Source organism: Povalibacter uvarum, from assembly GCF_014202975.1.
GTDB lineage: Bacteria > Pseudomonadota > Gammaproteobacteria > Steroidobacterales > Steroidobacteraceae > Steroidobacter > Steroidobacter uvarum.
In genome coordinates this window covers 537,894-550,446 of record NZ_JACHHZ010000001.1, presented here as the reverse complement: position 1 = coordinate 550,446, position 12,553 = coordinate 537,894, and the positions used below count along the sequence as shown (strand labels likewise).

Genomic DNA, 12,553 nt, shown 5'->3' with positions numbered 1-12,553 from the left:
AAGTGTCTCAGCGTCCGCCGCCTTCTGCGCTGTGTCAGCTTGCAGCGACGCTGTCGCCGCGACCGATCGCGTAGTACGTCAGTCCGAAGCGCTTCACGAATCCCGGGTCGTACAGGTTACGACCATCGAATACGACCGGGTGCTTCAGCTCCGCTTTGATCGTATCGAAGTCCGGGCTCCGGAACTCCTGCCACTCGGTCATGATCGCGAGCGCATCGGCGCCTTTGATCGCTTCGGGACCGGACTTCACGATCTGCAGATCGCCGCGCTCACCATAGATGCGCTTCGTTTCGTGGCCCGCAACCGGGTCATAAGCGCGCACCTTCGCACCCGCCGCCCAGAGCCGTTCCATCAGCGTGCGGCTCGGCGCCTCACGCATGTCGTCCGTATTCGGTTTGAAAGCGAGCCCCCACACCGCGATGGTGCGGCCGGAGAGTTTGCCTTCGAAGTGCTTGTTGATCTTCTCGAACAGCACGTCCTTCTGACGCTTGTTCACGGCTTCCACCGCGTCGAGCAGCTCGGCCTTGAACGAGTGATCGCGGGCACTGCGCGCGAGCGCCTGCACGTCCTTTGGGAAACACGAACCGCCGTAGCCCGCGCCGGGGTAAATGAAGTGATAGCCGATACGCGGATCCGAGCCGATGCCGAGACGCACCTTCTCGATATCCGCGCCCATGCGCTCCGCAAGGTTCGCCAGCTCGTTCATGAAGCTGATCTTGGTCGCGAGCATCGCGTTCGCTGCGTACTTGGTCAGCTCCGATGAGCGCACGTCCATCACGATCATGCGCTCGCGACTGCGGGTGAACGGGTCGTAGAGGGCCTTCAGGAGCTCGGCTGTCCGGGGATTGTCGGTGCCCACCACGATGCGGTCGGGCTTCATGAAGTCGCCGATCGCGGCGCCTTCCTTGAGGAATTCCGGGTTCGAGACGGTATCGAACTCGATATCGGCACCGCGAGCCTTCAGGGTCTGCAGGATCTTCGCCTTGACCTTGTCCGCCGTGCCGACCGGCACCGTGGACTTGGTGACGACGACACGGTACTCGGTGAGGTTCTTGCCGATTGCTTCGGCTACCGCCAGCACGTACTTCAGGTCGGCCGAGCCATCCTCGTCCGGCGGTGTGCCGACGGCGATGAACTGGAACAGACCCCATTTCACGCCTTCCGCAGCGTCTGTCGTGAAGCTGATGCGCCCCGCGGCGATATTCCGCTTCAGCATCTCATCCAGACCGGGCTCGAAGATCGGCGATTCGCCGCGCTTGAGCATCTCGACCTTGCGCTCGTCAACGTCGACACACAGGACGTTGTTGCCCGCCTCCGCGAAGCAGGCACCGGTGACCAAGCCGACATAACCCGAGCCGAAGATCGTCAGACGCATCTATAACTCTTGGAACAATATGGAAAAATTGGGGCGTCGAGCTTAACTGAGCAGGTGCGGTGGGTAAAGGAACTAACGTCCGGTAGCGCCGGACACCGAGCCTCTCGCCTCAAATCGCCGGCCCGACCGCCGGCCCGAACCTGGATTCGACCAACGGGCGCCAATCTTCCGGGGTTCCGTTACGGCCGGATTAAATGTGAGGGAATTTCCTCGTGATTGTCGCTTATTTGTGCGGGAACCACTGAAAGGTCAAGGGATGACCGGACAGCTCCCCCAGGGAGGATTCGGCAGGCCGTGCAAGGACGCGCGCAGTTGGACCGCCATTCAATAGGGAGCGAATGGCGGTTCGATCAGGCTCAGGAGCGAGAAGATTCAGAGCTGGCCTGCCGACCTACGTCCCGAGTCACATCCGAGTCAGGGTCACATCCCGATCAGATTGTGTGCGGTGGGCTCGGCGCCGCGAGCCGCGCTCTCCTGCTTTGCAGGTTCGTGACGTTCGTGGTCTCGCCATTCGCGACTTCCGCCTTGCGAGTCCAGACGAGGTCCTGCAGGTCCTGCGAGGGACGGTACTCATCGACCGTCTGCATCAGCAGCTGGCGCGCCCTCTCGCAATCAAAGCGGTTCAACGCAACCGAGAGCTCATCCAGCACCTGCTGGACCTGCGGCCAGGGCAGCGAATGCTCTATGGCCCGCATGATCATCGGGTGTTCGGTTCCGGTAACGTTGGTGCCGATCAGCAGCTCTTCGAACAGCTTTTCGGCAGGACGCAATCCCGTATAGATGATCTCGATGTCGCCATCGGGATTCTCTTCGTCGCGAACCGTCAGGCCCATCAGGCTGATCATGCGCTTGGCGAGATCCGCGATCCTCACCGGCTTGCCCATGTCGAGCACGAATACGTCGCCGCCCCGGCCCATCGAGCCTGCCTGCAGCACCAGCTGCGCAGCCTCGGGGATGGTCATGAAGTAGCGGATCACGTCCTTGTGGGTCACGGTGACCGGTCCGCCCCGCTTCACCTGCTCGCGAAACAAGGGCACTACCGATCCGGATGATTCGAGCACATTGCCGAATCGCACCATGCAAAACCGCGTTTGCGAACCGCGGTTGTGCAGCCCCTGCAGCACGATCTCGGCGAAGCGCTTCGTCGCTCCCATGACATTCGTCGGATTGACCGCCTTGTCAGTGGAGATGAGCACGAACGTTTCCACGCGACACTCGAGCGCGGCTTCCGCCGCATGCCACGTGCTGAAGATGTTGTTGTAGATGCCCTCGACGATGTTCTGCTCGACGATGGGCACATGCTTGTAGGCCGCGGCGTGATAGATGGTCTGCACGCCATAGGCCTGGAGAATTTCGCGTACCCGATTCTTGTGATGGGCATCTCCGAGCAGGCCGACGATCGCAGTCGAGATGTGCTCGGTGCCCGCGAGGTACTTCAGCTCTCGTTCGATGTTGTAGAGCGCGAGCTCCGACATCTCGAACAGCAGCACCTGACTCGGCCGCAACCGGAGTATCTGCCGGCACAGCTCGGATCCGATGGAGCCGCCCGCACCCGTGACCATGACGACCTTTCCATGGATACACGCGTCGAGAAGTCGCTCGTTCGGCGGCACGGCGTCGCGTCCCAGCAAGTCGCCTGCGTCGACGTCCCGGACATCTTCGACCTTGGCGTGACCCGCAAGAATGTCCGCGTAGTCGGGAACGGTCTGCACCAGGAGGGACAGGGGCTCGATGGCCTTGAGAATCTCCTGTCTGCGTCGCCGGGTCTGGGAGGGCAATGCCAGGAAGACCGCGGCGACGCCGTCATCGGCTACGAGGCCGGGAAGTTCGGCGAGCGGAAACACCTCGAGCCCGTTGACCGTGCTCCCGTGCAAGCCGACGTTGTCGTCGATGAATGCCACGGGGTGGTATCTGCCGCTTCGAGCCAGGCCGGTAGCGAGCTGCACGCCGGCTGCACCCGCCCCGTAGATCGCCACGCGTTGCGTGCCGCCGGACCATCGGAAATTGAGAAGCCCGCGGACCATGAACCGCGTGCCGCCTACGTAGATCAGCGCGAATGCCCAGTAAATGGGGAGCGTGGAAACAGGAATCGTCTTCTCAGGCCACGCCAGCGCCAACGCGCAGAGCAGCGCAACTGACAAAGTCACCCCGGAGAACACCGCCAGGATCGCCTTGGGCCCAAGGTAGCGGATGACGGCGCGATAGAGTCCCATCCTCACGAACACGATGATGCTCGTGACCAGAGCCGCTCCGTAGAACCAGGCTTCTCCGCTCAGATCGTGAACGTACGTGCCCAGGCGCAGCGATACCGCAAACCAGAGGACGAACGGAATGCCCAACAGATCCGCCAATAGCATCAGGAGCCGCTTCTGCGAGCGAGGCAGCTGAGCCAGCCCGTTGGCGAACCGCTCAATCCATTTAGGCATCGATTCCGTCACGAAACCCTCCCTGACCTACTTTGCCCTCCCTGAGCACTTGGTGCTCACAAAATCAGAGGGCGAAGTACTCACAGAACCAGAAAATTCTCCCAGATCAACACGTGCTTTGCATCCGTCGCGCACATCCGACATGCCTGCGGAAGCCGGCGCCACGGGAAAAAGCGGCCGATCGGACCCCTTAGTATCGTTCGGTAACAACGGTTGCCGCACCCGGGGGCGGTGCCGGCACCAGTTCGGCTTCTCGGGCCGCTACGCGCAGGAGCTCGTCGGGAGCACCACGTTTCTTCATGTCCTTCACAACTGCCCTCAAGGCAGCCGAGCGCGACGCGACCGCCAGGACCGTCAGCATGATGAGCTTGAGGTCCAGGAAAACGCCGGAGTGCTCCAGATAGAACAAGCCCAGATACCCCTTGTAGGGCCGGATGAGCTGGTTGTAAGCAATGTCCGGGTCGGCCTTGCCTTTCAGGATCTCCCCCTCGTCGGAGAAAACAATCGAAGCGTAGTCGGTGATCCCCGGGCGCACGGTGAGCAAGCGCTTTTCCTGGGGCGTGTACATCCGCGTTTCGCGCTCGACGTTGGGGCGCGGGCCCACCAGCGACATGTCCCCTTTGAACACATTCCAAAGCTGGACCACTTCGTCGAGCTTGTACTGCCGGACGAACTGGCCCACGCGCGTGATGCGACGATCGTTGGCGGCAGTCGAGTCCACACCCGACTTGTCCGCGTTGATGATCATCGAGCGCAGCTTGATCATCCTGAACGGCTTCTCCCCTCTCCCCACGCGAGGGGCGATGTAGAACGGCGAATGCTTGTCCTGCCACCAGATCAGGAACATCACGGGGAGCAGGATCGGTGCGGCCACCATGAGGCCGAGTGCTGAGATCAGGATGTCTGAGAGTCGCTTCATAAGAATTGTCAGGCCTCGTCCGGCTCAGCGCAGTATTCCAAGCGCCGCCTGCACGACGGTTTCTTTGGTCGGATAGTAAAGCTTTTCGAGAGGACGGCTGGTAGGTGCCGGCGCATCGGGCAACGTGACACGGACCGGACGGGCACGCATCGAGTCGACGGCCTCGCACACGCTCGCGATCACCTCACCCGCCAGGCCGGCCGTTCGCCAGCCGCCGTCGACGACACACAGCCGCCCTGTCTTGCGCACCGACTCGATGATCAGTTCCGGTCGCAGTGGGCTGACCACGCGAAGGTCTATGACTTCCGCCTCGATGCCCTGGGCAGCGAGCACGTCCGCTGCCTGCTCGCACAGATAGCTCGAGTAACTGCTGCCGACCAGCGTGATGTCTTTTCCCTGGCGCCGTACCCGTGGACCCTCGCGTCGAAGATCCAGCTCTTTCACCGGGGCGAGATCTTCGGTTCGCTCATAGAGCCAGCGATCGTCGATGTACATCACCGGGTCGTTGCACAGAGCCGCGGCGATCAACAGGTCTCGTGCATCGCTCGCCGTGGAGGGCATCACCACCCGCAGTCCAGGCACATGAGCGAACCATGAGTGAAGTGCTTGCGAGTGCTGCGCACCCTGCTCGCCTCCGCGGTTGATGATCGCGCGGATGGTCACCGCAGGCGCATCCTGTGCACCGAGCATGTGCGACCACTTCGCCGCCTGATTCACGATGGCGTCAGTCGCGTACAGCATGAAGTCCATGCGCGGATGAACAACGATCGGACGAGTGCCCGCGAGCGAGGCACCGACTGCCAGGCCGGTGCAGGCGAGTTCGGAAACCGGCGTGTCGATGACGCGGTGCTTGCCGAACTTCTTGTCGAGCTCCGTCATCGAGTTGCCAACGTACCAGGGGCTCCAGAGCCCCTGCCCGATGACGAACACTTCCGGATAACGGGACAGCAGATATTCGAAGGCATGGCGGATGGCGACTCCATACGACACGCCCGCCGCGGATTCGGAGAGATAGTTCATTTGTCGATGTAAACCCTGGCGAGCAGTGCTTCCGGCGCCGGGTACGGATCCGTCGCTGCCGTTGCCCACGCCGATTCGATCTCTTCGCGCAGAGACCTTCTGATTTCTTCGCCTTCCGCCCGGGTCATGTGGCCCGCGCTCAGCAAAGCGGATTCCAGTCGCGCCACCGGATCGCGCCTGCGCCACTGATCGAGGTCCGCGGTCGACCGATTGACTCCCACATCGATGTCTTCGCGCCAGTCGACGTGGCCATACCAGCGCTGCGTAACCGCCTCGAGGAAACCCGGACCTTCTCCCGCCCGTGCGCGCTCGATCAAACGGCCGGCGGCGCGCTTCACCTCGACAATGTCGTTGCCATCGACGAGCTCAGCAGCCATGTCGTGAGCGTGCGCGAAGCGCACCGTTGCGTCCTTGGGTTGACGCAGCGAGATGTGCATGTGACTGGAGAACAGGTTGTTCTCCACCACGAACAGCACGGGGATCTTGAGAATCTGCGCCAGGTTCAGGCACTCGTGGACGACGCCTTCCTCGACCGCTCCGTCGCCGAAGTACGCGACAGCGACATCCCCGGTCTTCTGCATCGCCGCGGCCAGCCCTGCGCCCACCGCGAGCGAGATGGTGCCGGCCACGATCGGGGTCGATCCGTAGAAGCCGTTCGGCTTGTCCCACAGGTGCATCGAGCCTCCCATGCCACGGGAAAGCCCGGTGTCCTTGCCAAGAATCTCCGCGAACAAACGCCGAACATCGGACCCGAGTGCAAGCAGGTGCGAGTGTGATCGATGGCCGCCGAACACGCGGTCAGTCCGCCGCAGGTGCGCCGATACGCCGACCGCCACCGCCTCCTGCCCCACGCCAAGGTGCACCGGCCCGCCGATGTGCCCGTCGCGTCGTTGAGCCGCGAGCTGCTGCTCAACGAAACGGATCTTCAGCATCGATCGCAGTGCGGCCTTCAGCTCATCGACATCGCACGCGGCGATGTCGATCGGTCCTTGAAACTGCGCCGCATCAGCGAGCGCGCCCAGTTCGGTCCGCGACACGATCAGAGCCCGTAGAACGCGCGGATGTGCTGAACGATGTAGTCGACTTCGTCGTCGGTGATGGCGGCGTTCATCGGCAACATGAAGCAGCGCTTGAAGAACGCATCGGTGCGCGGCAACTGGACGTCGAATCCGAGATCGTGGAACTGATGCACTGGCGTTCCCGCCCACTGGATGATGGTACGGACGCCATTCTTCTCGAGATGAGCGCGCAGCTCATCGCGGCGATCGGCCTCGAGCTCGTAATTCTGATAGACGTCGAAGTGACGCGAATCAGCATCCGGCGCCGGCGGCAGCGTGAGCTGCTTGAGATCGCCCAGGCCACGCTGATACCGCGCAGCCACTGCGCGGCGTCTCTCGACATCCGCCGGGAACGTCTTCAGCTTGAAGTTGAGGATCGCGGCCTGGAGGTTGTCCAGACGGGAGTTGTAACCCCACGCGACTACGCGGCCTTCTTCGTTGCGGCCGTGATCGCGCAGCAACGCGATCTGCTTTGCCACGGCATCATCGTTCGTCACGATGGCACCGCCGTCGCCGAAGCAGCCGAGCAGCTTCGCGGGGTAGAAGCTGATCGTTCCGAACTTGCCGAACGTTCCGGCACTGCGACCTTTGAACTTGGATCCCAGGCCCTGCGCGGCATCCTCGACGATCATGACTCCGTGCTTGTCGGCGACGGCTTGCAGTGCATCCATGTCGCACGTCCGTCCATTGACCTGAACGGGCATGATGGCTTTCGTGCGCGGAGTAATGCGCTTGGCGACGTCCGCCGCGTCGAGCATGTGATCGGCGCCGCACTCGGCGAGCACGGGAGTTGCGCCCACCATGTGCACGGCCGCCGCGGTCGCAATGTAAGTGTGCGAAGGCAGGATCACTTCGTCGCCGGCACCGACGCCGACAGCCTTCAACCCGATGATGATCGCGTCGGTCCCGTTCGCGAGACCAAACGCGTGCTTCACGCCCATGAACTGCGCGAGCGATGCTTCGAACTCACGGCAATCTTTCTGCAGGATGTACGCACCCCGCCGGCACACGTCGATCATGACCGACGTCAGCTCGCTCTCCTGCGCCGAAAACAGCTGAGAGTAAGGAAAGAAGGGAATGTTTCGCATCGCGGTTCTCTGGGTTAATTGAGTCAATTGACGAACTGAGGGTTGCCGTCGATCACGCCGCACTCAGCGGCTCGCGCAATCAGCAGGCGGACAGTCATGATTTCCGAGCTGCGCACAGAATAACCTTGTGCACCTGATCGGGCCGCGCCGGATCCAGCGGTGCCAGCGTCAAGGCAGTCGGCAACATTGCGGGGGTGATCTCCGCGGGGAACGGGCTCATCGAACCGAAGACCAGTTTCTTCAGGAGCTTCTTGCCCGCCATGCTTTTCGGCATGAGATTCAGGGCGACCACGGCACGCTTCACTGGCCTCAGGAGCTTCTGCCGCCATGAGACCGACTGCATGGGCACGTCGCCGAAGAACGAGGCCGAGAAGCCATGCTGCGCGAACGCTTCGCGCAACTCTACAACCCCGTGATAGACGTGACTATGCGGGCTGGGATTGAAGTCGCTCAGATCCTTGTTGGCATTCGAGATGAGCACGTGGCCGCCCGGCCGAAGGACGCGCCGGCATTCCGCGAAGAACAGCTCCGGGCGCGGCAGGTAGTACAGTGCTTCGAAAATGATGACGACATCGACGCTGGCATCCTCGAACGGCAATGCCTGGGCGTCCAGCGTGCGCAGATCTATCGCATCGCGGTAGTGTGCCCGGGCGCGACCGAGAATGGTCTCGCTGATGTCTCCGGCGACCAGTGACTTGGCGACACCACGGAGCAACCCGAGTCCGGGTCCGGTGCCGCACGCGACTTCGACCACATCCTTGCTCCGGCAGAAAGGCAAAGCCCAGGCGTAGCGGGTGCAAACACGTTGCACCTGCTCGCCGCTCACATCATCGCCAGCGAGTTCGGTGACTTCGGCAAAGTCAGTCATGAGTCATCCTGTAAATCAACATGCAACGACGGTCCAGCGGAATGCACCTCCACTGAGAAGCGCAGTTCGACGAAGGGACCGAGCAGGCAACCTGCCCCAAGTGGTGAGTGATGCGTGCCGGTGTAGGTCGTAGCGACCGAATAGCGCGCAGACCGGATCCTGTATGTAATATCGGCGGATTGTCCGTCCAGTCTTCGACGACACGGCACCAATGGCGATAGAGCGTAAATCCTTTGTGTCAATATCCGCACCGCGCGTCACCACACTACGGTACGACAAACGCCCTGCGGACGGATCGGCGCTCAGCGCGGCCTGCATCCTGCTGCAGAATATCAGCGGAATTTTGCCAGCAAAGCGGCTCCCGTAACAAGGTGGCCCCCCAGCGGAATACCCCTGAATCGGGCGGCGAGAGACACCTGGTTCCCAGTGCCGCTTGGCCCGCACGTGCCGACTCCGGCATAACTCCGAGGTGAGGGTGCACGGATCAACGCCGCCGCCCTGCCTCATCTGCTGCGACTACCTCCAGATGCGACGCTAGTCCGTCGTAAACAGCGGTCGCTGAATACCTGGCCTCGAATGCTCGCCTGGCGTTGGCGGCCATCGCGTCCCTCAACGACGAATCGGCACACATGGCCCTGACAGCGGTCGCAAGGGCGGTCGCGGATCCCGGTTCGTAGAACATGCCGCACCGTTCAGATTCGACAACGGCCCGCGCCTCTCCCGGCAGACTGACAAGGATAGGCAGGCCATGGGCCATGTACTCGAACAGCTTGTTGGTCAAACTCATCAGCGCACCGGCCTTGTACGCAGCGAGGCCAACCCAAGCGATCGACGCGAGCGCCTGCAGCCTGTCCTTGTCTACCCACCCGGTGAAACGGACATTGCGCAATCCGTGAGCCTGCGCCCGCCACTCCGCATCCTTCTCGCCGGAGCCTGTCAGCACGAAAACCACGTTCTGGTCGTCGAGGATCCTCGCCGCCTCGATCACCGTGGCGAGATCGATGCTTCCGACGAACGTACCCACGAACCAGAAGACTCGTTGCGAGGCGTCCAACCCGAGTTCCGTCAGTACGTTCTGCACATCAGCCTGGTTGGACAGTTGCTGGGAGGGATACCCGTGCGTAAACACAGCATCGGCGTCGTTGCCAGCACGCTGGGCGTGCTCCAGTCCCCAAGCCAGGTAGCGCCGCGAGATTGCTACCATTCCCGTGGCACGCTTCAACGCAAGTCGCGCGTCGCGGTACATGGGCCACAACAGGAGCGGAGCAAGAGAGCGCAGGAATCGGGGGAGCCGAGCTGCCATTTCGTCGGGCCACAGGTCGCGTATATCGAGGAGTACCGGAATTCCGTGCTGTTCGCCGAACAGCACCGCAGCGGCACTGAGTTCGATCGTGGGATACGAGCACAGGATCACGTCGGGCTTTTCTTCGACTGCAGCGAGCCGCGTGAATTCGGCGGCAATCTGACGATGGTTGCGCCAGCGAGCCGCGGAAATGTTGCGCGTGTACAGCTCCCCATAGAGGAACTGCAACTCCAACAGAGCATTCACTCGTACGCGATCCGACCTGTCGACGTGGAATCGTTTGTTGAAGTGATCGACGGCGGACGTCCACCATGTCACCTCATGCTGCCTGTCCACCAGGGTCTGCGCCAACAGTCCCGTTCGCCACAGCCTCGCCGACGAATCACCCAGTGGCAGCGGCTCACCGACGGTGATGAGCCATATCCGAAGTCTTCCCCGAGGCTTGCTCGACGGGCCGGTGGTCGCGCCGCTCACTTTGTAGAACGCAACTCGAATGTGAAGATCCAGGACATCAGTTGCACGCCCGGTATCCGCGTCAGAATCTTGTCCACCAGATTCAATGCCGGCAGCATGAACGGCACGTGCGGGGCAACGATGCTTGTGATGTGCCAGTAGCGGGTTTGCTGCACATCAAAGAAGCGCCTGGCGAATCTGAGATCCTTCAGGCTGAGAATGTGTGCCTTCTCCCATTCGGTGCGCATATCCGGCGTGAGCTTGCGATACAGCTTGATCATCGGATTGTAGTCGAGCGCCTCGATCGCAAGAATCTTGCCGCCCGGTGCCAGAATGCGCCGCAACTCGGGGAATGCGTAGGAGAGATCGAGGTGATGCAGCATGCCGCTGCAAATGATCACGTCGATCGAGCTGTCGGGAAGCTTGGTGTCTTCCGCATCCGCCTGTATGAAACGAGCGGTGGCCGATAGGCCTTGGGCGGCCGCGTCTTCCGTGGCGTTCTGTACGGACACTCTGCTGATGTCCAGCCCAAGGGACAACGCGGCTCCGGCGCGGGCGGCCTTAATGGCGTTCACTCCATTGCCACAAGCATAGTCCAGGAAAACCTTCCCCGGGACGTGTGTCTTGATCCAGTCATCGACGTATCGTTTCGAGTCATCCGTGGCCTGGTAGTACTTCTTGTTGCCGTAAAACCGCTCGTACGTGTCTTGATCGATCTGAGTCAGCGCCTTTCGATCGCGATCGCGATCATGGAACTGCAGCTCCGCTCGTTTGCGATCAGAGAGGCCGTTGAACCAAGTCTCGTTGGATATGCCTCCGATCTCGTCCAGCTTCGCCTTCAGTAATTCACGTGTGCTCATACTTGCATCCGAGTCCTAAGGTCTGTATGCGAATCCGTTGTATGCAGTCGCTGCCGCGTCAACGCTGCTGCAATTGAGCGTAGAAGCGGTCGAGCAAATCGACGCAGCGCTCGAGTTCGTAGTTGTCGACGACGTGACGACGACCCGCCTCGCCCATTGCGCTTCTAAGGGCCGGGGCCGTCGCAAGCTTGCCGATCGCATTCGACAACGCCTCCACGTCCCTGGGCGGCACAACGATCGCACTCTCGCCCTCGAGCACGACCTCGGGCAGGCCACCCACGTTGCTTACTATCACTGGCGTGGCGCAGGCCTGCGCTTCTATCACCGAAACGCCGAAGCTTTCACTGTCCTCCACCGAAGGAAACACAGCAATATCGAGAGCACTGTGCATTTCCGGCGTCCGGGCGTAGTCCACTCTGCCGGCGAACACGGTTCTCCCCTCGATACCGAGATCACGCGACAGCTTCTCCAGCGCTTCGCGCCTGCTGCCTCCGCCCACGATCAGCAATCTCAGCCGCGGATCCGGCACCCTTTCGCACGCAGATGCGAATGCGCGCAGCAGAACATCGATCCCATACTTGTCTTCGAGCGACTTGACGGTCCCGACAGTAAGCTCACGAGACTGCGGACGATCGCGCGGCTGAAATCTTCGCGTATCGATACCGAACGGCACTACGCCGATCTCGCGCCGACACAGCCGCAACGTTTCCTGCCTCATGACATTGCTCGTTGAGAGGACAATGTCCGCGGAACGAATAGCCGCCGTAACGATCATTCGATGGAGCATGCTCCTGTGCGGCGTATTGTAGACATCGGCACCCCAGACCGATACGACCAACCGGGGCAGCCTCGCCAGCATTGCGAGGACGCCGTAGCTGCTCGCGTAGTGCGCATGGCACACGGACGGACGGAACTCGCGCGCCAATCGCCGGATCATCGGCAGTGCCCGCAGGTACAGCAGTTTCCGGGCCGAGCCTTCGTTCGAATACGCCAGATCGACTCCGATTCCCGCCGTCTCGAAACGAACCCCCGGAATAGAGAGGAGCGCGGGCGTCAGCGGCACTGTGAGACTGAAAAGCAGGATCTCGTACCCGCGCTGGGCCAGGGCGACCGCCCATCTCTCGGTGTGGGCAGTATTTGCATCCGAGAGGAGGAAGAGCCTTTTTCGATTGATGTCCGTCAT

The 12,553-nt window shown here is 61.7% G+C and carries 10 protein-coding genes; all 10 read right to left on the bottom strand.

What is annotated here, in order from left to right; all coding sequences use genetic code 11:
• Nucleotides 1-34 precede the first annotated feature (34 nt).
• Complete coding sequence (locus HNQ60_RS02340; RefSeq protein WP_184329402.1) at nt 35-1,375, bottom strand: UDP-glucose dehydrogenase family protein; 1,341 nt, start codon at nt 1,373-1,375, stop codon at nt 35-37.
• Nucleotides 1,376-1,806: 431 nt separating this feature from the next.
• Complete coding sequence (locus tag HNQ60_RS02335) at nt 1,807-3,801, bottom strand: polysaccharide biosynthesis protein (protein ID WP_184329401.1); 1,995 nt, start codon at nt 3,799-3,801, stop codon at nt 1,807-1,809.
• Nucleotides 3,802-3,991: 190 nt separating this feature from the next.
• Entirely contained in the window at nt 3,992-4,720 is a 729-nt protein-coding gene (locus HNQ60_RS02330) for a sugar transferase (protein ID WP_184329400.1), read from the bottom strand.
• Nucleotides 4,721-4,744: 24 nt separating this feature from the next.
• Complete coding sequence (locus HNQ60_RS02325; RefSeq protein WP_184329399.1) at nt 4,745-5,740, bottom strand: alpha-ketoacid dehydrogenase subunit beta; 996 nt, start codon at nt 5,738-5,740, stop codon at nt 4,745-4,747.
• On the bottom strand, nt 5,737-6,777 hold the full coding sequence (locus HNQ60_RS02320) for a thiamine pyrophosphate-dependent dehydrogenase E1 component subunit alpha (RefSeq protein ID WP_221303974.1): 1,041 nt from the start codon (nt 6,775-6,777) through the stop codon (nt 5,737-5,739). Before HNQ60_RS02320 ends, HNQ60_RS02325 begins: the two co-directional genes overlap by 4 nt.
• 2 nt (nt 6,778-6,779) lie before the next feature.
• Nucleotides 6,780-7,886 (bottom strand): DegT/DnrJ/EryC1/StrS family aminotransferase, encoded by a 1,107-nt coding sequence (locus HNQ60_RS02315; RefSeq protein ID WP_184329398.1) that lies wholly within the window; start codon nt 7,884-7,886, stop codon nt 6,780-6,782.
• 94 nt (nt 7,887-7,980) lie between these two features.
• Complete coding sequence (locus HNQ60_RS02310; protein ID WP_184329397.1) at nt 7,981-8,754, bottom strand: class I SAM-dependent methyltransferase; 774 nt, start codon at nt 8,752-8,754, stop codon at nt 7,981-7,983.
• Nucleotides 8,755-9,238: 484 nt separating this feature from the next.
• Nucleotides 9,239-10,531 carry a glycosyltransferase family 4 protein gene (locus HNQ60_RS02305; protein WP_322096831.1) on the bottom strand — a complete coding sequence of 431 codons (1,293 nt, stop codon included), beginning with the start codon at nt 10,529-10,531 and terminating at the stop codon, nt 9,239-9,241.
• Nucleotides 10,528-11,370, bottom strand: a complete 843-nt coding sequence (locus tag HNQ60_RS02300; RefSeq protein ID WP_184329395.1) for a class I SAM-dependent methyltransferase — start codon at nt 11,368-11,370, stop codon at nt 10,528-10,530. Before HNQ60_RS02300 ends, HNQ60_RS02305 begins: the two co-directional genes overlap by 4 nt.
• A 58-nt stretch (nt 11,371-11,428) precedes the next feature.
• Complete coding sequence (locus HNQ60_RS02295; RefSeq protein WP_184329394.1) at nt 11,429-12,553, bottom strand: glycosyltransferase; 1,125 nt, start codon at nt 12,551-12,553, stop codon at nt 11,429-11,431.

Bases quoted from the DNA above. Each gene is read 5' to 3' on its own strand.
- HNQ60_RS02340 (WP_184329402.1), bottom strand. From the start codon at position 1,375: ATGCGTCTGACGATCTTCGGCTCGGGTTATGTCGGCTTGGTCACCGGT.
- HNQ60_RS02295 (WP_184329394.1), bottom strand. From the start codon at position 12,553: ATGACGGACATCAATCGAAAAAGGCTCTTCCTCCTCTCGGATGCAAAT.
- HNQ60_RS02315 (WP_184329398.1), bottom strand. From the start codon at position 7,886: ATGCGAAACATTCCCTTCTTTCCTTACTCTCAGCTGTTTTCGGCGCAG.
- HNQ60_RS02325 (WP_184329399.1), bottom strand. From the start codon at position 5,740: ATGAACTATCTCTCCGAATCCGCGGCGGGCGTGTCGTATGGAGTCGCC.
- HNQ60_RS02335 (WP_184329401.1), bottom strand. From the start codon at position 3,801: ATGCCTAAATGGATTGAGCGGTTCGCCAACGGGCTGGCTCAGCTGCCT.
- HNQ60_RS02330 (WP_184329400.1), bottom strand. From the start codon at position 4,720: ATGAAGCGACTCTCAGACATCCTGATCTCAGCACTCGGCCTCATGGTG.
- HNQ60_RS02310 (WP_184329397.1), bottom strand. From the start codon at position 8,754: ATGACTGACTTTGCCGAAGTCACCGAACTCGCTGGCGATGATGTGAGC.
- HNQ60_RS02300 (WP_184329395.1), bottom strand. From the start codon at position 11,370: ATGAGCACACGTGAATTACTGAAGGCGAAGCTGGACGAGATCGGAGGC.